This window comes from Flavobacterium sp. UBA7682 (genome assembly GCF_002482945.1).
Taxonomy (GTDB): Bacteria; Bacteroidota; Bacteroidia; order Flavobacteriales; family Flavobacteriaceae; genus Flavobacterium.
This window is the reverse complement of the sequence record NZ_DLGY01000050.1, coordinates 1-25,055: the sequence shown is the minus strand read 5'-3', so window position 1 is coordinate 25,055 and position 25,055 is coordinate 1. Positions and strand designations below refer to the sequence as shown.

Sequence of the window (25,055 nt, the reverse complement as noted above, 5' to 3'; positions counted from 1 at the left end):
CAAATATTTGCTAATTTGGCTAACTAAAAATAAAGTGTGTACCTAAAACGATTCTTGTTACCAATTTGGTTATTGTTCGCAAACCTGAGTTTTGCCCAACATTGTGGTTGGGATGGTACGTATATGTTTAGCGTAAAAGTAACTGACAGTACAGGAAATCCTATTGAAAACTTGAAATTAACTTTGCTGGATAGTATCGGAAATCCGATGGTAATAAAGGATTATTCGAAATATTACCAAAAACGATTTGAAGGTTACGGCATAAATGATACGCTGATTTTCAATCAAAATCTGACAGAAATTAAGAATACGGATAACGATTACAAAACCAGGCATTTGAAAATCGCAAAAAAAGATTATTATCTGTTTGTTCCTTATGCTTATTCCGAAAACAAATCGGAATTTTATCAAATCAGAATTGAAGATCCATCAAAGCGATTTTATTCTAATGTGGGTGCTGTTTTTACTGATGCCATTATTGGTTTGTGTGCCGATTATAGAAAGAATACTGAAGATAAAAAAGTAACCTTTACCCTATCTAAAAGAAAGGAATATTTGTTTTCTCAGCTAAAATTAATGGATGTTATCAAAGACAAACAAAAAATAAAATCATTAGAAGAAAAAACAGATTATCCTAAATACAAAAACTTTTTTGTTGCCAATTATATAGACCAAACCAACACCAATTTTGTGGGATTGTTTCAAAAGAAAGGATCAAAATGCCTTGTTTATTGTTTAACTTACAACACTGAGATTTCCATTAATGATTTTGACAATAATAGACTGACTTTTAATGATGGATATCATTTTGGTTCCAGAGAACATTTTGAAGCAACCAATACTTTTGGATTGGTCAATCTGAAAACGCTGCAATCCGTTTCATTTAAAACATTTATAAAAGACGAAAACTGGTCCGAAGATGGTGGCGAAGATTTACAAGAATGCACTTCAACTATTGAGATTATAAACGACAAAATAATCATCAAAAAATCACATACACCCAACTACATCAAAGGTTTTGAAGGCGATTGCATTGAGGAAGGTGACTATAAAATCACCAAAGAAAAATTAATCAAACTGTAATTTAAAAGCTGATTTTTCCTAACGCTTCCAAAACATATTCATGCATCACTTGACGGTAATCTAAATGGGTAACCATACGCAATTTCCCTTGTCCCATCGAACTGATTAGAATGCCTTTGGCTTTCAATTTTTCAATGACATCTTTTTCGTTCAACGTCTTTTTAACTTCAAAAATCAGAATGTTGGTTTCTGCAGGTTCTACTTTTTCAACCCAAGACAATTGCTGCAAGGCTTGCCCTAACTCCTTAGCTCTTCTGTGGTCGTCCGTCAATCGGTTGATGTTATTGTGCAAAGCATAAATGCCGGCTGCCGCCAAATATCCCGATTGGCGTAAGTTACCACCAAATATTTTTCGAACACGCAAAGCTTTATGCATCGTCTCCGAATCAGAAATCAAAACCGAACCAATCGGCGCACCTAATCCTTTAGAAAAACAAACTGAAATCGTATCGAATAGTTCTCCGAACTGCTTTGGATGTTGCTTTTTTTCCACAATAGCATTCCACAAACGCGCGCCGTCTAAATGGTATTTTAAATTATTATCAACACAAACTTGCTTGATTTTTTTTAGTTCATCCAAATCATAACAAGCGCCGCCGCCTTTGTTCGTCGTGTTTTCAATACTGACCATTTTGGATAATGGTGCATGATAAAACTCAGGATCATTAATGCCGGCTTTGACTTGCTCAGCCGTAATCATACCACGGTTTCCGTCTAATAAATTAAAATTCGCACCACTATTAAATGACGCGCCGCCGGCTTCGTACAAATGAATGTGCGACCATTTATCGCAAATAATTTGGTCTCCGGGATTGGTATTCAATTTAATCGCCGTCTGATTGGCCATCGTTCCCGACGGAAAAAACAAAGCCGCTTCTTTCCCAAATAAATTGGCTACCATTTTTTCAAAAGCATTAACGGTTGGGTCTTGTTTGAACACGTCATCGCCTACTTTGGCGTTGAACATGGCTTGCAACATTTCGGGTGAAGGTTTGGTTACGGTATCACTGATTAAATTAATTTCCATATTTTATGAAGATAGCTTACTTTCGCATTATATTTATTTGAAGCTAATCCCGCTATTCGCTGCAATTCCCGATAAACAAAAACTACGGCAGTAGCCTTGTTTTTCTAAATCGGGAGATTTTCACTACTATCGGGGCTAGGGTTCAATTGTAAACCACAAAACTACATTATTTATGACAAATACCGAACAAATTAAAGGTATTGTGGAGCGCCTTGGTGCGTTGAGGAGGTATCTTTGACATTGATGCCAAGCTTATAGAAATTACCAACGAAGAGGAAAAAACCTTTGCGCCCGACTTTTGGAACAACGCCAAGGAAGCCGAAATCATTGTCAGAAACTTGCGCTCCAAGAAAAAATGGGTGGAAGATTTTGAAAAAGGAAATGCCATGGCAGAAGAGCTTCAAATGGTGTACGAATTTTTCAAAGACGGCGATGCTACCGAAGCAGAACTCGACGAACAATACGAACTAACCAATACCCATATCGAAAGTTTAGAATTCAAGAACATGCTTTCGGATGAAGGTGACAGTTTGAGTGCGGTGCTGCAAATTACAGCCGGTGCCGGCGGAACCGAAAGTTGTGATTGGGCTTCCATGTTGATGCGTATGTATCTCATGTGGGCAGAAAATCAAGGCTATAAAGTCAAAGAACTCAACTTCCAAGAAGGCGAAGTAGCCGGAATCAAAACCGTGACTTTAGAAATCGAAGGCGATTATGCTTTTGGTTACTTAAAAGGCGAAAACGGCGTGCATCGTTTGGTGCGTATTTCGCCTTTTGACAGTAATGCCAAACGCCATACTTCCTTTGCTTCTGTTTATGTTTATCCTTTGGTGGATGATACGATTGAAATTGAAATCAATCCGGCTGACATAGAAATTATCACTTCACGTTCGAGCGGCGCCGGTGGACAAAACGTAAATAAGGTTGAAACCAAAGTACAGTTGTTTCACAAACCAACGGGAATACAGATTCAGTGTTCGGAAACGCGTTCGCAACAAGACAACCGCCAACGTGCGATGCAAATGTTGAAATCGCAGTTGTATGAAATTGAGTTGAAAAAGCAACAAGCCCAACGTAGCGACATCGAAGCCGGAAAAATGAAAATCGAATGGGGTTCACAAATCCGAAACTATGTAATGCATCCGTATAAATTGGTTAAAGATGTTCGTTCAGGTTATGAAACCAGCGATGTTGACGGCGTAATGAATGGAAATTTAGACGAATTTTTGAAAGCTTATCTAATGATGATGGGACAAAAAGAAGAGGAATAAGCAGACTTTCTGTTTTGGATAATTAGGATATTCAAATCCATTTTCAGTTATTTGAGAACTATAACCAACCAAAACCACTATGGCTTCATTCACCATTCAAGAAATCAACGATGTAATACTAGGAGAAATCGTAGGCAATACATCGCATAAAATTACGGCTCCGGAACAATTAGACAGCGCAACGGAAACCGAAATGTCTATTATTGGCAACAAAAAATATGAAAAGCTTTGGGCGACTTCCAAAGCTTGTGTTGCCGTAGTAAATCAAGACATTTCTATTGAACCCGGAGAAAATCGCGCCTTTATCAAGGTAAAGAATGCCGATTTGGCCATGTCGCAAGTGCTGGAACTCTTTGCTCCTGCTCCACCGGTTTTTTCAGTAGATATTCATCCAACCGCCATTATTGACGATACAGTTTCTATAGGAAACGGAGTTAGAATTGGTGCCGGATGTTATATCGGTCCGAATGTTGTCATCGGTGACAACACTACTATTTATCCAAACGTGACTATTTTGGACGAATGTACGATTGGTAAAAACACCATTATCTGGTCGGGAACAGTAATTCGTGAACGTTGTCATGTTGGAAGTCATTGTATTTTACATCCTAATTGCACCATTGGTGCTGACGGTTTCGGATTCCGACCATGTTCAGAAAGAGGTTTGGTTAAAATTCCGCAAATTGGGAATGTAATTTTGGGTAATGGCGTTGAAATTGGCGCCAACTCTTGTGTTGACCGAGGTAAATTCAGCTCGACAGTCTTAGACGACGGTTGTAAAATTGACAACTTAGTGCAAATTGGTCACAATTCTAAATTGGGGAAATTCTGTATTATGGCCGGAAATTCCGGTTTGGCCGGTTCGGTAACTTTAGGAAACGGTGTTATCATTGGCGGAAGTGCTTCGATAAAAGACCACACAACGATTGGTGATGGTGCTATTGTTGGAGCAGGTTCGGGCGTTGCCGGAGATATTGAAGCCGGAAAAACGGTTTTAGGTTATCCTGCAATTGATGCTCGTGATGCTTTGAAACAATGGGCGATTTTGAAAAGATTGGTAAGAGACTCTAATAAATAATTACGAATTTAAAATTACGACCCGAGGCTATAGCCTAACTGAGCGAAGCTAATTACGAATTGTTGAAGCTACAGTTCAAAATTTCTAAAAATGAATTCATAATTTATAATTCGTAATTCATAATTAAATTATATCTTTGCCACGAGGATTCCGAAAGGGAGTTACACCTCGCCGCAATTGTCGATCGCTCCAGATCGACTTTTGTATTTTATATCACTAATGAAGCCCAAAGTAGATAACTATTTTGGGCTTTTTTATTAGGTGGAAATCAATTTATAATACTTCTTTTAAGAAATCTTTAAAGGCAATCCAAGAGCGTTTATCAGCCAATTCATTGTAAGCTGCGCCTTTGCTATTGTCACTTCCGGCATCTTTGTGGGTAAACGCGTGAACGGAATTCGCATAATAAACCATCTGCCAATCGGCACCTGAAGTTCTCATTTCGGTTTGAAAATTGTCTACTTCTTCTTTCGGCACAAAAGGATCATCAGCACCGTGAAGCACTAACACTTTAGCATTAATTTTTCCAACAGCTCTAGTCGCCTCTTTACCTAAACCACCGTGGAAAGAAACTACACCTTGTACTTTTAAATTACCTCTAGCCGCTTCAATCGCACCGGTTCCACCGAAACAATAGCCCATAACAACAATTTTATCAGGATTAGCGCCGAGTTTTATTAATTCGTCTAAAGCCAACTGGATTCGTTTTTGGTATTCGGCAATATTTTTTTTGTAATAACCGGCATTTTTTCCGGCTTCTGCGCCGTTTTTGGGACGGTTATCTTTACCGTAAATATCAGCTACGAAAGAATAATAGCCTAATTCAGCTAACTTGGCTGCACTTTCTTTGGAATGTCCATCGATACCAAACCAAGCCGGTAAAACCAATACGCCAGGTTTGTCTTTTAATTCGGTTTTCGGTTTTATACCAAAGCCACTTAACACTTGTTCATCGTCTTTATAATCTACAGCGGTAAGTTGGGCAAAGCTGTTAAATGACAATGGTAGCACAATAGCCATAATAATTGTTTTGAGTTTCATAGTAATTAAATTAGTTACCGATAAAATTAACCATTAAAGGGTAAAACAAAAGTTAATGACCTATTAAATAAAAAAAGCATCCGATATCCGAATGCTTTTGAAATGACTATTTTTTCTTTTTTGACTTAGATTTCTTTTTGTCTTTGTCTTTTTTTGCTTTTGCTTTAGCCTTGGCTTTTTTAGCTTTTTCCTTTGCTTTTGCTTTCTCTTTTTTGGCTTTCACTTTCTTCTTAGCTTTTTCCTTTTTCTCTTTTTCCTTTTCTTTTTGCTTTTTGGCTTTGGCCTTTTTCTTCGCTTTCTCTTTTTTGTCTTTTTCTTTCGCCTTAGCTTTTTTAGCTTTTTCTTTATCAGAATCTTTCATAATTTCCGGTGTTTCTTGGTTAATAATAGGCTCTGAGATTATGTCCTTGCTAACATCTACATTTTCAGGCTTTTTGGGAGTTGCTGTTTTTCTCGGCGTTACGGCTTTTGTTGGCGCTACAGTTTTTCTTGGAGTTGTAGCTTTAGCCACAGTAGTAGTTGTGGCAGTAGTTCTTCTTCTTGTTACAGGTTTTGGAACTGCTACTTTGGCAACCTCTTCGGCTGTAGTTTGGTTAACTGAATCTGAATTAATTTCAGGTGTAGTTTCTTTAACCGTTACTTTTCTTTTTATCATTGTATGGTGTTTATTATTGAGATTAACGTAAACAATTTGTTAATTTACTGTAAACAAAAGTACTGCATAAAAAGATAACCCAATGTTAAGTTTTCGTTTTAAGTGAAAACTTAACATTGGGAATATAAAAAGTTGCTTAAATAGAAAAAGATATTAGATTCCGATTTCGACTTGGAAGCGCAAGTACCAATTGTTTTTGGTGCTGCCGTCAAAGTATTTCAACGTATCATAGTTGAGTTCGGCTTGCAATTTAAAAGAGTGTTCCCAAATGTATCGTGTAATACCAACCGAATATTCTCGAGTATTTGGCGATAAAGCTTCGATATCTTTTCCAACATTCTGAGTAGAATATCTGGCAATAAATTCATAATTAGACTTGGTGACATAACTCGCTTGGTAATCGAAACCATTTCCAATAAAAACATAATTGCTTTCGGTAAGATCTTCAGGATTGAAAGTAATGGCATTATCATTGGCAGTTCTCGACATATAACTCATCATGGCTGCCCAACCGTTGTATTTGAACATCGCATCAAGTAAAACTGATTTCATCGTTCTCGTTTCAAATAAATCATTTCCTAATTGCCCTTGAGTACGTTGAGCGTGATTGTTTTGGTGAAATGCTCCTGAAAACAATAATTTAGGCTTAGTTTCTCTAATTACATCTCCTTCAAAATAAGTTCCGTCTTTGGTAAAAGCACCTAGTGGAAACAATTCGACTTTACCAGTTACGGCAACTCCATCATCGGCATTATCAGTTTGGTTTCTTCCTTCACCTGTCGAAAGTGCGGCTTTTAAATTATAAGAGAATTTATCTTTGTATTCATTCATATTATGAACTTGGAATCCAAAATCCCTGTCAATAGTAAATTTAGCATTATTAATCGTTCTATCGGTTAATTGTAAACCACCAGAAGAATTCACACGTTGGCGATTTCCGGGTAATTTGGTTTGACCGAAACTGATGTTCCAATTTTTATTCGGACGATAAAAAACCACCGCATCTCTGATGATATTGATGTTTTCTCCTTCTTTTACTTCACCTACATCGCCAGGCGCAAAAGACAATTGAATAGCATATAAGAATTTTGGATTCCCAACATAACCGTCAAAACGCAAACGCAAACGACGAATCTGTCCATCGTAAGCACCGTTTTCACCATCATTTTCTATATAAGAAACGCGATTTTGCATTCTGAAACGAATATTCATTTGGAACAAACTATCCGGAGAAGTCATTCCAATACCTTTACCAAAACTATAATAAGGTAAGGCAGATAATTTAATATCATTGTCATGCTTGGTTTGCTCAATGGTGATTTGGGCTGATATTGAAATGGAGAAGAGTAAAGTAGCAGTCAGTAATAGTTTTTTCATGTTATGTAGTGTGTTGTAGTTAAGTAATGTAATTGCTTTACAATAATTTGATGTTATAGAAATGATTTGGTAACAAGTAAGGATTAGCTATAAAAAAAGCCAACCTTACAGTCGGCTTTTAAAAATATAAAAAGTTTAAATAAATAATTTTAATAAATAGTAAATTATAGCGGCTAAAACTGCAGAAACCGGAATGGTTAAAATCCATGCCCACAATAGTTTTACAGTTACACCCCAACGAACGGCCGAAACCCTTTTGGTTACACCTACTCCAATAATAGAACCCGTAATAGTATGAGTTGTCGATACAGGAATTTTAAAATGTTCTGTTGAAAATAGTGTCAAAGCACCGGCAGATTCAGCTACTACACCTTCAAAAGCAGTTACTTTCGTGATTTTGGACCCCATTGTTTTTACAATTTTCCATCCACCACTCAAAGTTCCTAACGCAATTACAGTATAACAAGTCAACGGAATCCAACTCGGCATTATTCCGTCAATTTTTACACCGTCTTTCTCGGAAGGCAAAACTACATTCAAATCAAGCCAACCCGCAGACATATCGATGTTCGGATTTGATTTGATGTAAACCGCTACTGCTGCTGCAATAATACCCATTACTTTTTGTGAATCGTTCCCACCATGTCCTAAACTGAAAGCCGCTGAAGACAATAACTGCATTTTCTTTAGAACTTTTTCAGCTTTGGCAGTAGAAAAACTACTGAACAATAAATTGAATATCGCCAAACTATAGAAAATAATAGCGACCAAAAACCATTTGATATTGTGCGGCTCTGTAATCACGCTCCAGAAGTGACTGTCGAATCTAGGTTTTTTAATGTCTTCATACGGAACCATTACTGAAAATAAAAACCATCCAACCAATAACATTAATACTCCGGTTAAAACTTTTGGCCAAACGTTTTTCTTGGAAGAATACATTAACCACAAAGAGATAAAGTAGGAAATCAACATTCCTAATAAAGGCGCAAATACAATGAACAAGATTACAATCACTACACCGGAAGGCAATAATTCTCCTTCTTTAGCGTCTTTTAACCAGTTTACAATTTTAAATCCAGCATGTTCAGGATCAGTCACATCGCGGAAACCATGAGCAATCGCTGCTCCTGCAAATCCACCGATTAAAGTATGCGAAGAGGATGATGGAATTCCTTTCCACCAAGTGATTAAATTCCAAATAATCGCTGCTATAACTCCGGCCAAAATTACCGTCAAGTCAATACTACTAGTGTGAGCCGTTTTCGCTACCGTATCGGCTACACCAAAACCAAAAACCCAATAGGCCATGAAGTTGAAAAGCGCTGCCCAAAGTACGGCTTGAAAAGGTGTCAAAACCTTTGTCGCTACTATCGTTGCAATAGAGTTAGCTGCATCATGAAAACCATTGATGTAGTCAAAAACTAACGCAAGAAAAATGATAATTAATAATAAAGTAAAATCCATAAAAGTCGATTTTGATTAAAACTATTTATGAATGTTTTACTGAAATTTGCTCCATTACATTGGAAACACTTTTACATTTATCAGAAGCTGATTCCAAAGCAGAAAGTACTTCTTTGTATTTAATGATGTTTTTAACATCGGTTTCGTTTTCGAAGATATCAGCAACCGCTTTGTCAAAAACCGAATCCGCTTTGCTTTCTAATTTATTGATTTTTTTACAAGTATCTTTAATCGCCTTATGGTCTTTCATGTCTTTCAATTCTTTAACACCAAGGTTAATCAATTGACAAGCTTCTAAATTAATTTCGGTCAATTTGCGAATCGATTTAGTAATTTTTTCTACTTGATACAAACGCATTCTACTTGCGGCACCATGCATATAATCGGCTACGTTATCAATCGCTTTGATTAAAGAGTGAATATCTTCTCTATCAAAAGGCGTGATAAAGTTTCTGCTTAATTCTAAGTGCGTTTTATGGGTAATCTCTTCTATAGTTGCTTCCAACTCTTCTATTTTTCTAAAATAATCTTCACGTTCCGCTTTTGGAGCATTTACTGCTTCGTGAAGTGCTTCTGCTAATAAGACTAAATTTGCTGTGGCTTGTTCGAAAAGTGGAAAGAATTTTTTATCTTTTGGAACTAAAAACTGGAAAATACTGTTTATCGACATAGTGTTAAAATTTGATGCAAATGTAAATGACTAATGTTAAGTGAATATTAATAAATCATAATTAAGAAGTTATTAAAGTTTACAATTTGTTAACATAACGATTTAAGCCTACTTTAAACAAATTTCTCATATTGAAAACGTTTTCGTAGCTTAGCATCCGAATAAAAACACACTATTACACTCATCAAAATATGGACATCAACTTCAATAAAAACGAAGATCACAACAAACTTTTACTGACCGATTTAAAGCAACGTTTTGCTAAAGTCAGAGTTGGCGGCGGCGAAAAGCGCATCGAAAAATTGCATTCCGAAGGCAAAATGACCGCTCGGGAACGTGTCGATTACTTGCTTGACGCTAAAGCAAATAGTATTGAAATCGGTGCTTTTGTTGGTGATGGCATGTATGCGGAACATGGTGGTTGTCCTTCGGGTGGCGTTGTGGTAAAAATGGGTTATATCAAAGGAAAACAGTGTATTGTTGTGGCGAATGATGCTACTGTAAAAGCCGGTGCTTGGTTTCCGATTACAGCTAAAAAGAACTTACGTGCTCAGGAAATAGCGATGGAAAATCGTTTACCGATAATATATTTAGTCGATTCTGCCGGAGTGTATTTACCCATGCAAGACGAAATTTTTCCGGATAAAGAACATTTTGGCAGAATCTTCAGAAACAATGCTATTATGAGCAGTATGGGCATTACCCAAATTGCCGCCGTAATGGGAAGTTGTGTTGCCGGTGGCGCGTATCTTCCGATTATGAGCGATGAAGCGATGATAGTTGATAAAACGGGAAGTATTTTCTTGGCCGGAAGTTATTTGGTCAAAGCTGCCATAGGCGAAAACATAGACAACGAAACGCTTGGCGGAGCCACAACTCACTGCGAAATCTCAGGCGTGACCGATTATAAAGCCAAAGATGATAAGGACGCTTTAGACCGCATCAAAAGTATCGTCGGAAAAATTGGTGATTATGAAAAAGCAGGATTCAACCGTGAAAAAGCGGAAAAACCGGCTTTAAACGAAAAAGAAATCTACGGCATTATACCAAAATCAAGAACGGAACAATACGATATGATGGAGATTATCAAACGTTTGGTTGACAACTCTGAAATGGACATGTACAAACCCGATTATGGTAAATCCATCATCACTTGTTATGCCCGAATTGACGGTTGGGCTGTCGGAATTGTAGCCAATCAAAGAACCGTTTCTAAAACAAAGAAAGGTGAAATCCAGTTTGGTGGCGTAATTTATTCGGATTCTGCCGATAAGGCGACTCGTTTTATTGCGAATTGTAATCAAAAGAAAATTCCGTTGGTTTTTGTACAAGACGTAACAGGTTTCATGGTGGGTTCCAAAAGTGAGCACGGCGGAATCATCAAAGATGGTGCGAAAATGGTGAACGCTGTTTCCAATTCGGTTGTACCAAAATTCACTGTAGTTGTCGGTAACTCGTATGGTGCCGGAAATTACGCCATGTGCGGCAAAGCTTATGACCCGAGGTTAATATTTGCCTGGCCAAGCGCGGAACTCGCAGTTATGGGCGGAACACAAGCCGCAAAAGTATTGGCCCAAATTGAAGCTTCTTCATTAAAAGCCAAAGGCGAAACCGTTGACGAGAAAGTAGAACAAGAATTATTCGATAAAATCAAAGCGCGCTATGATGCCCAAGTTTCTCCTTATTATGCAGCGGCAAGATTATGGACAGATGCGATTATTGATCCGTTAGAAACGCGTACGTGGATTTCAATGGGAATCGAAGCTGCAAATCATGCACCGATTGAGAAAAAGTTCAATTTGGGTGTGATACAAGTTTAAATTTATCCTAACCAAAAAGTCATTTCACATGAAACCATTACTCCTTCTCTTACTTGTAACTTTGAATTTTAGTTTTACTACTCAAACCGAAGATTATACTGGAACTTACATTTTTTATGTAGAAGCTAAAAAAGGTGAAATCATTGACTATAAGCTTCAATTAAATTCTGATAAAAAATTTCTTTATACAAGTTATATTAATAATGGGATGAATGAATATCATCTAAAAGGGAAAGGAACCTGGAAAGTAGAAAATAAAATTATAAGATTCACCACCGAAACAACTGATTTAGATAAAGACCATACTTTAAATTTCACCGGTACAACTGCCAGAATTATCAAAAAATCGCCTCGTGACACGTCTGATAAAATGGTACCAACAGCGCTTCAATTTTACAAATCTGAAATTTCCACGATTGCCAATTTGAAACTTTTATTGAAAGAATAAAATCAGAATTTAGCTAACATTTTTCAATTCCTTTTTTTAGTTTTGCAACGATGAAATCTAATATTCACTTTGTCGTTTTAAAAAAACTACGGGGTATATTATCTTAAAATTCACTTTGCGTTTTATTATTCATCCAAAAAATTATTACTGACTCTAATATTTCCTTTTTATAACTAGTATTTGGATTTTCTAGAACATAAAAAAGGGTCAAATCTTAGGCCGATTTATAAAGAAGTTCAAATTAAAACGTAAATCTAAATCTTTAAAAAAAATAATTAAAATCATGCAAAAAGTATTCATTCTATTACTATTAACAAGTTCATTATTTGCTCAAAAAAAATTCAAACAAGGTTACTATATCAATGATTTAAATCAGAAAATTTCGGGGTTAATTTTATACAATAAAACAGTTAATACTCCTGATAGATTTCAATTCAAAAAAAGTATGGAATCTGAAACTATATCGCTAAATACAAGTAATTCTAAACAGATTGTATTTGAAGAAGAAAGTATAATTTTTGAAAGATACACCGTAACTTATGATAAAGAATCTGTAAATTATGCAGACGTACTACAAAGAATTAATCCTAATATTGAAGCTGAAACTAAAACTTTATTTTTAGAAAAATTGGTCAATGGAGAAGTTTCACTTTATCTGTTAACAATTAACGGCTTTAAAAGTTATTTCATAAAGAACAAAGACGAAGAAAATGTAAAGTTACTTGAATACAAAAAAATCTACAATGATGGAAATATCAAGGAAATAACTAACTACAAAAAACAACTATCAGAAAACTTATTGTGCAACAAATTAACATTAAAAAACTTTTTAGCGGTTGAATACAAAGAGAATAAGTTGAAGGATATAATTAACAAAAACAATAATTGCGATAGTGTCTTTTTTAATTATGACACAATAAAGCATTCAAGTAAAATAATACTTACTCCATATATTGATTATTCTTTTAATACGTTTAACTATGAAAACTTGGGAATCAATGAAAATAAAATCAATAGACAAAATATTAATTTAGGTATTGAATTTTCATATCTTATCTCTGATATTAATAGAAAATTTGAAACCTTTTTAAGAATCAATTATAGCAAGTATGACTTTACTTATGGCACAAAGTCAATCGATTCTCAAGATTTTACTGAATATTACACCACAAAATTCGAACCAACCATTTTAACCCCGGAAATAGGTATTAGATATAATTTTGTAACCCAAATAAAGCACAAGATTTATTCAAATTTTTCATTAGGTTATTCTTATACAAATGATGATATTAAATTATCTATAACCAAAAAATATAATGAAGACTTAAATCTCCCTGATGAATACACCAATATTACATACAAAACTTTCGGCGACATATTTATTCAACTTGGATTAGGTTATGCATTCGACTGGAGATATGGATTTGAAGTAAAATATAATTTGATACCAAGAAATTATTTTGATAGAATATACAGTTACAAAACCAACCACGATAATATTTCTCTTTCTTTTAGATATTCAATAATTAAACCTAAATTTAAAAAGTGATAGTAGAATAGATAGTTTTACTTCTTTAAAGGAAAGTTATTATGAATCCTGAATAAACAAATGTCAAACCTATTCCAACCTTTCCAACAAAATATCTCTGGTATTCCTTTACCCGAAAAATTCACCTTTCCATTCTATTACGAACCGCATCAGTTGAGCGTTATTGCTGCGAATGAGTTGCAAAACTATCTGGAAACTCAATCTGATTTTGAACACAATTTCGGATTAAATGTGGAACAAGACGGATTAGTGATTGGTAAAATGTTTGGCATTTTAGTGGTGCAAAATAATGATGGGCAATTGGGTTATCTATGGGCTTTTTCAGGAAAATTGGCAGAAAGTAATCATCATCCGCTGTTTGTTCCGACAGTTTTTGACATGCTCGAAGAAAACAGTTTTTTCAAAAAGGAAGAAACCATTCTTAATCTGTACAACAAAAAGATTGAAAAACTTGAAAATGATGTTGATTATCTGGCTTCTATCCAACATTTGGAACAAACCAAAAGCCAAGCAGAAAAAGAGATCCAAGAGCAAAAACTAAAGATAAAACTGGGTAAAAAACTCCGTACCGAAAAACGAAAATTATTTCCTCAAGAAGCTTTGGAACAACTCAACAAAGAAAGTCAGGAAGAAGGAATCTTACTCAAAAAAATGACGCAATATTGGAACTATCATATCCAAGCTGCCATGGAGTCTTTGAATGCATACACCAATACAATCAACCAACTCAGAGAAGAGCGTCGTCAAAAATCGGCGAACTTACAGCAACAATTATTTGCCGAATATGCTTTTTTAAACCAATACCAAGAACTAAAAAGTTTAGGTGAAATCTTTAATGGCAATCCACCAGCCGGTGCCGGCGAATGTGCGGCACCTAAATTATTGCATTATGCTTTTCAATACGATTTGAAACCAATTGCTATGGCGGAATTTTGGTGGGGACAATCGCCCAAATCTGAAGTCAGAAAACACAAGCAATTTTATCCGGCATGTTCCGGAAAATGCGAACCTATTTTGGCTCACATGCTGAAAGATATCCCGATGGATGACAATCCGTTTCAAATCAATACTGCTCAAGACAAAGAACTCGAAATTGTTTTCGAAGATGACTATTTGGCATTGGTAAACAAACCTGCTGAATTCCTGTCAGTTCCGGGAAAACAAGTCACCGATTCTGTTTTTACTAGAGTCAAAAAGCTTTATCCCAGCGCAACCGGACCATTGGTAGTACATCGCTTAGACATGTCGACTTCAGGTTTGATTTTGATAGCCAAATCGAGCGAAATCCATAAAAACCTGCAGTCCCAATTTATCAAACGAAAAGTCAAAAAACGTTATGTAGCTCTACTTGATGGTTTGTTAAAAGAAAATAATGGCGTAATCGATTTGCCTTTACGCGTTGATTTAGACAATCGCCCGAATCAAATCGTATGCTATGAACATGGTAAACCGGCACAAACCCTTTGGGAAGTAATTGAAAGAAGAGAAAATCAAACCCTGGTCTACTTCTACCCGATTACCGGCAGAACGCACCAACTTCGGGTTCATGCCGCTCATAATTTAGGTTTAAATACACCCATTGTCGGCGATGATTTATACGGTACTAAAGCCAATCGTTTGCATTTGCACGCAGAAAGCATTACTTTTAGTCATCCCATTTCAAAAGAGACTATTACAATTACAGTCTCTGCTGATTTTTATACCCGTAACAAAAGTTAGGTTTTCAGACTCATTGTGAAACACTTTCCCTTATGAAAAAATTGTTTTGTTATTCATTTTTGCTGTTCGGTTTTCAAACATTTTTCGCCCAAAACTTTAGCCGCAAAGATTCGCTTCAAGGTGGATTACGTTTGGAACGAACTTCATATGACGTTTTACGATATGATTTGAATATCAAAATTGACCCGAAAGAAAAGTCAATTGTAGGCTATAATAACATCACTTTAAAAGTGGTTGAAAATACTTCAAAAATTCAAGTCGATTTATTTGAAAACATGACTGTAGACAGTATCATTTACAACAAAAGCAGACTGACATATATTAGAGATTTTAATGCGGTTTTTATCGATTTTCCCTCTATATTATCAACAGAAATGCCGGAACAATCGATTAAATTTTATTATTCAGGGAAACCAATAATTGCACGACGTGCGCCTTGGGATGGCGGGTTTGTTTTTTCAAAAGACAAGAACGGAAAAGACTGGATTGGGGTTGCCGTGCAAGGAACCGGAGCGAGTTTATGGTATCCGGTGAAAGATTCTCAAACCGATGAACCCGATAGAGGAGCAAGTATCAAAGTGGCTGTTCCCAATGGATTAATGAATGTTTCTAATGGTAGGTTTATAGGTTCTGAAGATTTAAAAAACGGTTACACTCGTTGGGATTGGGAAGTGAAAAATCCGATAAATACTTATGACATTACAGTGAATGTTGCTGATTATGTTCACCTGCAAGATAATTACAAAGGATTGGATTTGGATTATTATGTTTTGCGTGAAAACGAAGCCAAAGCCAGAAAGCATTTTGAAGAAGTAAAACCTATGATGGATTGCTTTCAAAGTAAATTCGGCGACTATCCATTCAAGGATGACGGTTATAAATTAGTCGAAACTTCTTATTTAGGTATGGAACACCAAAGCGCTGTAGCTTATGGAAATAAATATTTTAAAGGATATCTCGGAATGGATTTATCTGGAACGGGAATCGGTTTGACTTTTGATTACATCACGATTCACGAAAGTGGTCACGAATGGTTCGGCAACAGTATCACTTCAAAAGACATTGCCGACATGTGGATTCATGAAGGATTTACCCAATACTCCGAAATCGTTTATGTCGAATGTACACTAGGCTACGAAAAAGCAATGAAATACGCCAACGGTTTGCGGGGTAATGTTGACAATGACAGACCGATTATTGGAATTTATGGTTTAAATCACGAAGGTTCAGGCGATATGTATCCTAAAGGTGCTTTATTGTTAAACACTCTGAGACACGTAATCAATGATGACGATAAATGGTGGAAATTGATTTTAGATTATTCAAATACTTATAAACACAAAATCATTGATACCGAAACGGTGATTGCCTTTTTCAACAAAGAAAGCGGAATGAATTTGACACCCATTTTTAAGCAGTATTTATATAAAACTTCCATTCCAAAATTGGAACTTAAAGTTAATAAAGGCAAATTACATGCAAGATGGACCAATGTTGAGAAAGACTTTGAGATGCCGGTTGATATTACTTTGAACGAAAAAACCATCAGAATTTACCCCAAAAATGACTGGTCTTCTACAAAGTTGAAAGTTAAAAAAATCGGTCAAGTCCAAGTATTGGACAATAAATTCTACATCAACGTACCTTAATCAATATTAAAAAAACAGCACCAACTATTTCGTATCTCATTAATAAATAGTAAATTAGACTAAACTTTAAACTCATTTATTATGGATACTTCAGTAAAAGGTTTGAACAAATGGGCCAATGCTCATTCAACAATTTGGTTTGATACTTTCAGAGTAATACTTGGTGTTTTTTTAATTTACAAAGGCGCCTATTTCATCAGCAACAGTAGAGATTTTGAAGACTTAATTGCTCCAGTAAGTAACTTTCTCGGCGGCATGCTAACTTTCCATTATATCGCTTCTGCTCATATTATGGGCGGCATAATGATTGTTTTCGGATTGTTAACCCGTTGGGCTTTAATTGCGCAATTGCCAATTCTCCTCGGTGCAGTTCTAATCAATTTTATTGGAGAAATGAATGCGATGAACTTATTGATAGCTACAATTACACTAGCGTTAAGTGTTTTTTACACTATTTATGGAAGTGGAAAGCATTCAGCGGATTACTATTTCAAAATGCAAAAATAGCGTATTGTAATTCCCCTAAAATAAAAAAACGCACTAAGGTCTTTTTACTTCAGTGCGTTTTCCTTTATTGCAAAGTTTCTTTCCTCATGACTTTCCCGCTGCCGGTTTCTTTGAATTTCGGAAGAAAAATCAACTCTTTTGGCTTTTCATATTTATCTAATTCTTCATATAAATCTGCACCTAAATCTTGCTTTTCACCTTCAACCACCAAAATCACTTTTTCACCTAATTCTGAATCCGGTTTAGAAGCTATAAAGAAACGTTGGTGTATTTTATGCGCCAACTTCTCCTCTATTTGTTCCGGAATGAGTTTGATTCCGCCACTGTTGATTACATTATCCATTCGACCTAAGAAAACAAACTGGTTCTCGTTAACCAATTCTACAATATCATTAGTGATAATAACATCGTCAGAAATTCTTGGGGCATGAATCACTAAACAGTTTCTATCGTCATACGAAATAGTTACGCCAGGCAAAACAGTAAATGCTTTTTCACCCAATTTTCGGGCGGCAATATGCGTGATTGTTTCTGTCATGCCATAAGTTTCAAAAACTTGGGTTGACAGTTTTAACAGTTGCTTTTCTAAATTTTTATTAATTGCTGCACCACCAACAATCAATTTCTTTACTTTCTTTAATTCGGATATAGAATTTTGGGCTTGTAAAGGAACCATCGCTACGAAATCATAATCAATTTCATTATGACGCAGAGGATGCGAACTCGGGGCTACAAATTCTAAGTCTAAACCCAAAATCATGGCGCGAACCAACATCATTTTACCGGCTACATATTTTACGGGCAAACAATGTAAAGCAGAATTACCGGGTTGCAAATCAAAAAAATCACCGGTTGCCAAAGCAGAATGCACCATCGCTTGCTTGCTTACCGAAATTATTTTTGGCGTTCCGGTAGTTCCCGAAGTTTGCATCTCGATATAATCTCTTCCATCAAACCAATCCAAAAGAAAATCGCCAACCGGCTTTTCAAAATCTTCTCCTTCTTTGATAAAACTATAAGCCACACGACACAAGTCTTCTCTGTCGAGATGAAATCCATTCAATTTAAATTGATTGTGTACGTTTTCGTAGGTTGGACTATTCATGACTTTCACTATTTTGTATTGGTTCTTCGCTTTTAATTACAATATTTCCGGTTAGTTTTTCCTTCCAATTGGTCCATTGGTATTTTTTACTAAAGATAAATAATAGTATTGGAAAAATAATTATGACCGGTGCCAAAACTTCAAACCCGACTGATGGTGTGGAAATGTCTTTCAAAATAGATTCCGTTTTAAGCGCTGACCAATCAGCCGATACTAATAATGCAGCCGTAATATTATTAGCAGCATGAAACCCAAGCGCTAATTCCATTCCATCATCCATCAAAGTAATAATACCGAGAAAAAATCCAGTACCAACATAATAAATCATAATAATATAACCCATTTTTTGAACTTCAGGATTCATAATATGCATTAATCCAAACATCAATGAAGTTGTCACCAAAGGAAACCATCTGTTTTTTGCCAATAATCCCAAACCTTGCATCAAATAACCTCTGAAAATATACTCTTCAGCACTAGTCTGAATTGGCAACAAAGTAAAAGATATAAGTAGTAGAATTAAAAATGGTATTAACTTAAAATTCAACACAAAATTTTCAGGGCTTAAAAAATAAAAGGCCAAAGTGGAAAGAATTGTAAATGAACTCCAAATGCTAAAGCTAAAGAATATTCTCTTCCAATCTACTTTATCTCTTGAAGTTGTTATGTCAATCATCTTTAACTTATGTAGATATTTTACCACCAAAATAATACCAATCATAGTTGAAACAAAAATCAATAACATTAGAAACAACGTGGTGTTTGGGCTAAAAACTTTCATTATTTCCTCTTCAGTAGTTGGCATTGTTTTTCCTGTTGAGAAGGTATTAACTATCAGGGCTACCGCAAGCGGAATTTGCCCAAGTAAATAAAATACAGCTATGATAAAAAATCCTAAAAGGTAATTAAGAACTGAATTGTGCGACTTATTTTTATTTTCTAAAAACATAGGGCTTGAAATTATTGTTTCGCCTAAATTAACTTTTTTCTATTAATATCTATTACTTTGTAAAAAAAAGATGTTACAAATACTTCACAATCCAAGATGTGGAAAATCGAGAAATTGCTTGGCTTTTCTGGATGATTCTAAAGCAGAATATGAAATTAGAAACTACATTCAAAATCCACTTTCCGAAGAAGAATTAAAAATTGTAATTAAGAAGCTAAATATCAAACCCATAGAACTGGTGCGTCAGAAAGAAATCATTTGGATTGAACATTTTAAAGGCAAAACATTATCTGACAGCGAAGTTATCAAAGCATTAGCCCAATACCCAATTTTAATAGAACGACCAATTATCATTAAAGGGAACGTTGCTATCATTGGCAGAGAACTCGAAAAAGTGGAAAAATTCCTCTAAAGTTGGCTTTATACATTTAACAAACATTTGTGAATTGTCCCTTAAACCAAAGTGTACTTTTGCACTCTTAAGCAAGAATCAAAACATTTTAGATGAAAAAAATTAAAATTATCTCAACCCTACTTTTATTTTGCTGCACATTTTTAGCATTGGCACAACAAAATCCATCACGAGCTAAAATTATTATTACCGGTAATGTTATCGAAAAGACAAGCAAATTGCCTTTAGAATATGCAACCATTACTTTAAAAAATACCAAAAACCCAAAACAGATTTTCGGTGGAATAACAGACAACAAAGGAAATTTTGCTGTTGATGCCGCTACCGGAGAATTTGATATCATCATCGAGTTTATTTCATTTAAACCTACCGAAATTAAGGCAAAGCAATTGACTGAAAATACCAATTTAGGAACAATTGGTTTAGAAGAAGATGCCACACAACTAAACGAAGTGGTTGTTAGATCCGAAAAAACGACTGTTGAAATCAAGCTTGACAAAAAAGTGTACAACGTCGGAAACGACTTAATGGTTAAAGGCGGTACGGTTAGTGACGTTTTAGACAATATTCCTTCTGTTTCTGTTGACGTTGAAGGAAATGTGAGTTTAAGAGGAAATGAAAACGTTAGAATCTTAATTGACGGCAGACCATCGAATGCAATCAATATTACTGAAGCTTTGCGATTAATTCCGGCAGATGCGATTGAGAAAGTAGAAGTAATCACAAATCCATCAGCACGTTATGATGCAGAAGGCGGCGGCGGATTATTGAATATTATACTAAAAAAAGGAAAAAACCAAGGTATTAACGGAACATTCATTGGCGGAATTGGAGATCCAAAAAACAATAGTTTGAGCGGAACACTAAACTATAAAGAGGAAAATTTCAATCTATTCACCACTCAAGGCTATAGTCTTAGAAACAATCCGGGAAATGCGTTAACCAATTCCCGATATTTAAACGACGACAATACGACCAGAAATTATTTGTTTGAAACCCGTGAAAATGATCGTTTGAATGAATCTTACAATGGCAATTTTGGTTTTGATTGGTTCTTAACTAAATCATTGACATGGACGAATATTGTTAATTACAGAAGAAGTCTCGGCGATAATGTTGACAATGTCTTGCAAGACTATTACGATGCCAATCGCGTATATGATTATACCCGAAATCGTATCAACTACGAAGACAGTAAAAGTAAGAATGTGGAATTTTCGACCAACTTCACTAAAAACTTTAAAAAAGAAGGTCACAAATTAACCATTGATGGTTCCTTCTCTTCTAATACAGACAAAAATTTGGCTCTAATTTCGGATACGGCTACCAATACCAGTATTGTTGGTTTAGACGAAACTACCAATAATCAAAAGCAAAGCAGAAACTTATTTCAAGCAGATTACGTTTATCCTATTGGAAAAGGAAGCCAATTTGAATTCGGTTACAAAGGTGATTTTTCTAAAAACATTTCCGATTTCAGCGTAATCAATGACGGAGTTCCTTCGCCTCAATTTACCAATACTTTAGAATACAAGGAATATGTGAATGCGTTGTACACCAGTTATGGCTTTAAAGTGAAGAAGTTCTCTTTCCTTTTTGGCGCACGTTGGGAAGATTCTAATATTGATGTAAACCAATTGGCAACCGATGATTTCAACAACAAAAAATACGATAACTTTTTCCCGAGTGCTTTCTTTACTTACGAAATCGGAGATCAAACAAGTGCTTCCATAAGCTACAGTCGAAGAATTCAAAGACCAAGAGGACGATTCCTTAATCCATTTAACAACTTATCAAGTAACGTTAATATTTTTCAAGGAAATCCCGATTTAAATCCGGCCTTCACTGATGCTGTCGATTTAGGGTATATCAAACGTTGGAACAAATTAACGTTCAACACGTCACTTTACGGTAACAAAACATCTGATTCATTCCAATTTGTGAGAAGACCAAACGGAGAATTGCAAAACGATATTCCGGTAATTATTACTTCGCCTATCAATTTGGCTACACAATATAGAGTTGGTTTTGAATTTACCTTAAATTATTCACCGTACAAATGGTGGAAATTGAACAGTAATTTCAACTTCTTCTACAACGAAACCGATGGTGATTACTCTTATACCGATTTAAATGATAACCTTGTTGTGCAAAATTTTGATTTTAGTGCAACTTCATGGTTTACGAGAGTAACCTCAAAAATAACATTACCTTATAAAATAGATTGGCAAACCAACGCTACTTATAATGGCGCTCAAAAACAAGCACAAGGAAAAAGCTTAGGCGTTTTTAGCATGAACCTAGGTTTCAGTAAAGACATTCTAAAAGACAAAGGAACTCTTTCTCTAAATGTAAATGATGTTTTCAATTCCAGAAAGAGAATTTCAGAAACCTATCTTCCGGGCGAAGTAGACTCTTATAGCGAAATGCAATGGAGAGTGAGACAAATCAACTTCTCTTTTACTTACCGTTTCAACGTACCTAAAAACGAAAAAGAAAGAAAACCGCGTAATGGGCAACAAGATGATGGCGGAGATTTCCCAGGATCATAAATTAAAAAAGCCCCGAAATTCGGGGCTTTTTTATGAACATCTAGTTTAAACTAGGCTGTTTGTTCGGCTTCTTTTTGTGCTTTTCTTTCAGCCAATAATTCTTTAACACCACCAAAAATCCAATAAGGAACAATGAAAGTGATTAAAAATATCATCAACCAAAAACCAATCGTTAAAATGGTTAAGAAAGCTAAGAACCCTAAATACTGTTGAAATTCAAACATGTTTTCCGGAATTTTTTTGAATTATACGCAAATGTAAGCGGAATATTTAAGCTTACCAAAAAACAAAATCAATTTTTATTAAATAGTTTTTATCACTAATTTTGCAAGGCTTTTTTAGGAGCTGTTTCCCGCTTTCCGTTGCAATCTTTTTATTGCTTTGTCACCCTGAGCGTCCCGAAGTTTCGGGAAAGGGCTTTTCTTCAAAGCAATAAAGAGGATTTCCACTTCAATCGGGGCTAAAATAAAGCATAAACAATACACATTAACAACAAACAATAAACACAATGGAATACAGAATTGAGAAAGACACCATGGGCGAAGTTAAAGTGCCTGCCGATAAATATTGGGGCGCACAAACCGAACGTTCAAGAAATAACTTTAAAATTGGCCCATCAGCTTCTATGCCAAAAGAAATCGTAGAAGGTTTTGCGTACTTGAAAAAAGCGGCCGCTTATGCCAATTGTGACTTAGGTGCGCTTTCAACCGAAAAACGCGATGCGATTGCAGCCGTTTGTGACGAAATACTTGCCGGAAAATTAACGGACGAATTTCCTTTGGTGATTTGGCAAACCGGTTCAGGAACGCAAAGCAACATGAATGTAAACGAAGTGATTGCCAATCGCGCTCAAGTCTTAGCCGGATTCAAAATCGGTGAAGGCGAACAACTGGTAAAAGCCAATGATGATGTCAACAAATCACAATCTTCTAACGATACCTTTCCAACCGGAATGCATATTGCCTGTTACAAAGCAGCGGTTGAAGTAACAATTCCGGGAGTTGAAAAACTGCGCAATACTTTAGAAGCCAAATCAAAAGAATATATGAATGTGGTGAAAATCGGAAGAACACACTTGATGGATGCCACGCCACTAACCTTAGGACAAGAACTTTCTGGTTATGTTGCGCAATTGAACTACGGTTTAAAAGCTTTAAAAAATACTTTGTCCCATTTGTCTGAAGTAGCTTTAGGCGGAACTGCTGTAGGAACCGGATTAAACACACCAGCGGGTTACGATGTAAAAGTAGCCGAATATATTGCCCAATTCACCGGTCATCCTTTTGTAACAGCTCCGAATAAATTTGAAGCTTTAGCTTCTCACGACGCAATTGTTGAAGCGCATGGTGCTTTAAAACAATTGGCCGTTTCCTTAAATAAAATTGCAAACGATATCAGAATGTTGGCTTCAGGTCCGCGCTCGGGAATTGGCGAAATCCTAATTCCTGAAAACGAACCGGGTTCATCTATCATGCCTGGAAAAGTAAATCCAACACAGTGCGAAGCTTTGACAATGGTTTGTGCTCAAGTTATGGGTAACGACGTAGCGATTGCTGTTGGCGGAATGCAAGGTCATTATGAATTGAATGTTTTCAAACCGGTAATGGCAGCCAACTTTTTACAGTCAGCTCGTTTGATTGGTGATGCTTGTGTTTCTTTTGACGAACATTGTGCACAAGGTATTGAGCCAAACCACAAACGCATTAAAGAGTTGGTAGACAATTCATTGATGTTGGTTACCGCTTTAAATACCAAAATCGGTTATTACAAAGCAGCCGAAATTGCGCAAACCGCTCATAAAAACGGTACAACTTTAAAAGAACAAGCGGTTAGATTGGGTTATGTTTCTCCTGAAGACTTCGATGCTTGGGTAAAACCCGAAGACATGGTAGGAAGTTTAAAGTAGAAATAGAATGTATTCAAAATAATAAAACCCGGTTTAGAGCCGGGTTTTTCGATCTGTCAAAATCAAACAAAACAATAATCAAACTATTTTTTTATTAACATATTAGTGTAATATTTTCTTCCGGTATCCGGATTTGTTGTAACTGAAATTCCAAAGTGCGTGTAGTCACCTTCTATGTTAGCTTTGTGTGCCGGACTGTTTAACCAAGCCGCAAATGCACTTTCCGGAGTTTGATAATTATAGGCAATATTCTCGCCTACTCTTTCTGCTCCTAATACTCTGATTAAGTTGTCTGATCGTTGCTGAAAATAATCGTGATTAAACACATTTTTTTCAATCATGTAATAATTGTGCTCTTCTGATTTGTAAGAGATGTGATTGATTACATGAAGGGTGTTTAATCCAAGGCTCTCACGGTAGTCGTTAATTAGCGTAACTAATTTTAACTCATTCTCGTTGTAATTGTAGGTAGTTACAACTTGTTTGTCTTCTGTTGTTCCTTCTGAGTCAGAAGAACAAGACACCATAGTGAACACGATTGCTAGCGGCAACAATGCTCTAAACATTTTTGCTTTCATAGTAGTAGGTTAAGTTTTAATAAAGTAGATGTGGGGCAAACACTTTATTCGATTAATTTTGACAGGTTTTAATAAAGTAGATGTGGGGCAAACACTTTATAGATTTTGTTTTTTAAGAACGTATTGTTTTATTTTCTTGAACAATATTAGCAAAAACACCGATTAAAATACAAATAAAATCGTTGAAATACA

Annotated in this window: 22 protein-coding genes; 12 read left to right on the top strand and 10 right to left on the bottom strand. The window is 35.7% G+C overall.

Annotated elements, in window-relative coordinates; translation table 11 throughout:
* Positions 1–36: 36 nt before the first annotated feature.
* The gene (locus B3C16_RS15465) at positions 37–1,083 is read left to right on the top strand and encodes a hypothetical protein (protein WP_291133143.1); all 1,047 of its coding nucleotides are present in this window, start codon (positions 37–39) and stop codon (positions 1,081–1,083) included.
* Position 1,084: 1 nt separating this feature from the next.
* Here the strand turns inward: B3C16_RS15465 and B3C16_RS15460 are convergent, their stop codons facing one another.
* The gene (locus B3C16_RS15460) at positions 1,085–2,110 is read right to left on the bottom strand and encodes a threonine aldolase family protein (protein WP_291133141.1); all 1,026 of its coding nucleotides are present in this window, start codon (positions 2,108–2,110) and stop codon (positions 1,085–1,087) included.
* A 172-nt stretch (positions 2,111–2,282) separates the two neighbouring features.
* Between B3C16_RS15460 and prfB the strand changes: the two genes are divergently transcribed.
* Both prfB and lpxD read left to right on the top strand, forming a co-directional pair.
* Positions 2,283–3,381 (top strand): peptide chain release factor 2 gene (gene prfB / locus B3C16_RS15455; protein WP_121313657.1). Its coding sequence is split into 2 segments (ribosomal slippage): positions 2,283–2,345 and positions 2,347–3,381, totalling 1,098 coding nucleotides; the frame shifts between segments, so codons are not numbered across the junction.
* A gap of 79 nt (positions 3,382–3,460) precedes the next feature.
* Complete coding sequence (lpxD, locus tag B3C16_RS15450) at positions 3,461–4,459, top strand: UDP-3-O-(3-hydroxymyristoyl)glucosamine N-acyltransferase (protein WP_291133138.1); 999 nt, start codon at positions 3,461–3,463, stop codon at positions 4,457–4,459.
* Positions 4,460–4,732: 273 nt separating this feature from the next.
* On the opposite strand, the gene B3C16_RS15445 is transcribed toward lpxD, so the two are convergent.
* The 5 genes from B3C16_RS15445 to B3C16_RS15425 all read right to left on the bottom strand — a co-directional run bounded on the left by B3C16_RS15445 (position 4,733) and on the right by B3C16_RS15425 (position 9,669).
* A complete protein-coding gene (locus B3C16_RS15445; protein WP_291133136.1) occupies positions 4,733–5,500 on the bottom strand; it encodes a dienelactone hydrolase family protein in 768 nt (255 codons plus the stop codon).
* A 106-nt stretch (positions 5,501–5,606) separates the two neighbouring features.
* Positions 5,607–6,155 (bottom strand): hypothetical protein, encoded by a 549-nt coding sequence (locus B3C16_RS15440; RefSeq protein ID WP_291133134.1) that lies wholly within the window; start codon positions 6,153–6,155, stop codon positions 5,607–5,609.
* Between the two features lie 153 nt (positions 6,156–6,308).
* A complete protein-coding gene (locus B3C16_RS15435) occupies positions 6,309–7,532 on the bottom strand; it encodes a porin (RefSeq protein ID WP_291133132.1) in 1,224 nt (407 codons plus the stop codon).
* A gap of 135 nt (positions 7,533–7,667) precedes the next feature.
* Positions 7,668–8,999: an inorganic phosphate transporter gene (locus tag B3C16_RS15430; protein ID WP_121313652.1), complete on the bottom strand. Its 1,332-nt coding sequence runs from the start codon at positions 8,997–8,999 to the stop codon at positions 7,668–7,670.
* Positions 9,000–9,024: 25 nt separating this feature from the next.
* A complete protein-coding gene (locus B3C16_RS15425; RefSeq protein ID WP_121313651.1) occupies positions 9,025–9,669 on the bottom strand; it encodes a DUF47 domain-containing protein in 645 nt (214 codons plus the stop codon).
* A gap of 191 nt (positions 9,670–9,860) precedes the next feature.
* Between B3C16_RS15425 and B3C16_RS15420 the strand changes: the two genes are divergently transcribed.
* The 6 genes from B3C16_RS15420 to B3C16_RS15395 all read left to right on the top strand — a co-directional run bounded on the left by B3C16_RS15420 (position 9,861) and on the right by B3C16_RS15395 (position 17,361).
* Entirely contained in the window at positions 9,861–11,489 is a 1,629-nt protein-coding gene (locus B3C16_RS15420; RefSeq protein WP_291133129.1) for an acyl-CoA carboxylase subunit beta, read from the top strand.
* Positions 11,490–11,517: 28 nt separating this feature from the next.
* Positions 11,518–11,937, top strand: coding sequence for a DUF5004 domain-containing protein (locus B3C16_RS15415; protein ID WP_121313649.1), 420 nt, complete (start codon positions 11,518–11,520; stop codon positions 11,935–11,937).
* A 283-nt stretch (positions 11,938–12,220) separates the two neighbouring features.
* Positions 12,221–13,486 carry a hypothetical protein gene (locus B3C16_RS15410; RefSeq protein WP_291133127.1) on the top strand — a complete coding sequence of 422 codons (1,266 nt, stop codon included), beginning with the start codon at positions 12,221–12,223 and terminating at the stop codon, positions 13,484–13,486.
* Between the two features lie 60 nt (positions 13,487–13,546).
* Positions 13,547–15,205 carry an RluA family pseudouridine synthase gene (locus B3C16_RS15405; RefSeq protein ID WP_291133125.1) on the top strand — a complete coding sequence of 553 codons (1,659 nt, stop codon included), beginning with the start codon at positions 13,547–13,549 and terminating at the stop codon, positions 15,203–15,205.
* A gap of 32 nt (positions 15,206–15,237) precedes the next feature.
* A complete protein-coding gene (locus B3C16_RS15400; protein ID WP_291133123.1) occupies positions 15,238–16,854 on the top strand; it encodes a M1 family metallopeptidase in 1,617 nt (538 codons plus the stop codon).
* Between the two features lie 81 nt (positions 16,855–16,935).
* The gene (locus tag B3C16_RS15395; RefSeq protein WP_121313645.1) at positions 16,936–17,361 is read left to right on the top strand and encodes a DoxX family protein; all 426 of its coding nucleotides are present in this window, start codon (positions 16,936–16,938) and stop codon (positions 17,359–17,361) included.
* Positions 17,362–17,425: 64 nt separating this feature from the next.
* Here the strand turns inward: B3C16_RS15395 and B3C16_RS15390 are convergent, their stop codons facing one another.
* Positions 17,426–18,466: an AMP-binding protein gene (locus B3C16_RS15390; protein WP_121313644.1), complete on the bottom strand. Its 1,041-nt coding sequence runs from the start codon at positions 18,464–18,466 to the stop codon at positions 17,426–17,428.
* A complete protein-coding gene (locus B3C16_RS15385; protein WP_349680466.1) occupies positions 18,459–19,271 on the bottom strand; it encodes a type II CAAX endopeptidase family protein in 813 nt (270 codons plus the stop codon). The genes B3C16_RS15390 and B3C16_RS15385 overlap by 8 nt, the downstream gene beginning before the upstream one ends.
* A gap of 214 nt (positions 19,272–19,485) precedes the next feature.
* On the opposite strand from B3C16_RS15385, the gene B3C16_RS15380 reads away from it, so the two are divergent.
* Together B3C16_RS15380 and B3C16_RS15375 are read left to right on the top strand one after the other, a co-directional pair.
* Positions 19,486–19,827 carry an ArsC/Spx/MgsR family protein gene (locus B3C16_RS15380; protein ID WP_291133118.1) on the top strand — a complete coding sequence of 114 codons (342 nt, stop codon included), beginning with the start codon at positions 19,486–19,488 and terminating at the stop codon, positions 19,825–19,827.
* Between the two features lie 92 nt (positions 19,828–19,919).
* Positions 19,920–22,379, top strand: a complete 2,460-nt coding sequence (locus B3C16_RS15375; RefSeq protein ID WP_291133116.1) for a TonB-dependent receptor domain-containing protein — start codon at positions 19,920–19,922, stop codon at positions 22,377–22,379.
* Between the two features lie 50 nt (positions 22,380–22,429).
* On the opposite strand, the gene B3C16_RS15370 is transcribed toward B3C16_RS15375, so the two are convergent.
* Positions 22,430–22,603 carry a hypothetical protein gene (locus tag B3C16_RS15370; RefSeq protein ID WP_171223207.1) on the bottom strand — a complete coding sequence of 58 codons (174 nt, stop codon included), beginning with the start codon at positions 22,601–22,603 and terminating at the stop codon, positions 22,430–22,432.
* A 284-nt stretch (positions 22,604–22,887) separates the two neighbouring features.
* Here B3C16_RS15370 and fumC point away from each other — a divergent pair, with 284 nt between their 5' ends.
* Entirely contained in the window at positions 22,888–24,285 is a 1,398-nt protein-coding gene (gene fumC, locus B3C16_RS15365; RefSeq protein ID WP_291133113.1) for a class II fumarate hydratase, read from the top strand.
* An 83-nt stretch (positions 24,286–24,368) separates the two neighbouring features.
* Here the strand turns inward: fumC and B3C16_RS15360 are convergent, their stop codons facing one another.
* Entirely contained in the window at positions 24,369–24,863 is a 495-nt protein-coding gene (locus B3C16_RS15360; RefSeq protein ID WP_291133111.1) for a CAP domain-containing protein, read from the bottom strand.
* Positions 24,864–25,055 lie beyond the last annotated feature (192 nt).

Bases quoted from the DNA above. Each gene is read 5' to 3' on its own strand.
- B3C16_RS15390 (WP_121313644.1), bottom strand. From the start codon at position 18,466: ATGAATAGTCCAACCTACGAAAACGTACACAATCAATTTAAATTGAAT.
- B3C16_RS15370 (WP_171223207.1), bottom strand. From the start codon at position 22,603: ATGTTTGAATTTCAACAGTATTTAGGGTTCTTAGCTTTCTTAACCATT.
- B3C16_RS15360 (WP_291133111.1), bottom strand. From the start codon at position 24,863: ATGAAAGCAAAAATGTTTAGAGCATTGTTGCCGCTAGCAATCGTGTTC.
- B3C16_RS15400 (WP_291133123.1), top strand. From the start codon at position 15,238: ATGAAAAAATTGTTTTGTTATTCATTTTTGCTGTTCGGTTTTCAAACA.
- B3C16_RS15440 (WP_291133134.1), bottom strand. From the start codon at position 6,155: ATGATAAAAAGAAAAGTAACGGTTAAAGAAACTACACCTGAAATTAAT.
- B3C16_RS15420 (WP_291133129.1), top strand. From the start codon at position 9,861: ATGGACATCAACTTCAATAAAAACGAAGATCACAACAAACTTTTACTG.
- B3C16_RS15430 (WP_121313652.1), bottom strand. From the start codon at position 8,999: ATGGATTTTACTTTATTATTAATTATCATTTTTCTTGCGTTAGTTTTT.
- B3C16_RS15435 (WP_291133132.1), bottom strand. From the start codon at position 7,532: ATGAAAAAACTATTACTGACTGCTACTTTACTCTTCTCCATTTCAATA.
- lpxD (WP_291133138.1), top strand. From the start codon at position 3,461: ATGGCTTCATTCACCATTCAAGAAATCAACGATGTAATACTAGGAGAA.
- B3C16_RS15460 (WP_291133141.1), bottom strand. From the start codon at position 2,110: ATGGAAATTAATTTAATCAGTGATACCGTAACCAAACCTTCACCCGAA.
- B3C16_RS15415 (WP_121313649.1), top strand. From the start codon at position 11,518: ATGAAACCATTACTCCTTCTCTTACTTGTAACTTTGAATTTTAGTTTT.
- B3C16_RS15405 (WP_291133125.1), top strand. From the start codon at position 13,547: ATGTCAAACCTATTCCAACCTTTCCAACAAAATATCTCTGGTATTCCT.
- B3C16_RS15395 (WP_121313645.1), top strand. From the start codon at position 16,936: ATGGATACTTCAGTAAAAGGTTTGAACAAATGGGCCAATGCTCATTCA.
- B3C16_RS15425 (WP_121313651.1), bottom strand. From the start codon at position 9,669: ATGTCGATAAACAGTATTTTCCAGTTTTTAGTTCCAAAAGATAAAAAA.
- B3C16_RS15380 (WP_291133118.1), top strand. From the start codon at position 19,486: ATGTTACAAATACTTCACAATCCAAGATGTGGAAAATCGAGAAATTGC.
- fumC (WP_291133113.1), top strand. From the start codon at position 22,888: ATGGAATACAGAATTGAGAAAGACACCATGGGCGAAGTTAAAGTGCCT.
- B3C16_RS15385 (WP_349680466.1), bottom strand. From the start codon at position 19,271: ATGCCAACTACTGAAGAGGAAATAATGAAAGTTTTTAGCCCAAACACC.
- B3C16_RS15375 (WP_291133116.1), top strand. From the start codon at position 19,920: ATGAAAAAAATTAAAATTATCTCAACCCTACTTTTATTTTGCTGCACA.
- B3C16_RS15445 (WP_291133136.1), bottom strand. From the start codon at position 5,500: ATGAAACTCAAAACAATTATTATGGCTATTGTGCTACCATTGTCATTT.
- B3C16_RS15410 (WP_291133127.1), top strand. From the start codon at position 12,221: ATGCAAAAAGTATTCATTCTATTACTATTAACAAGTTCATTATTTGCT.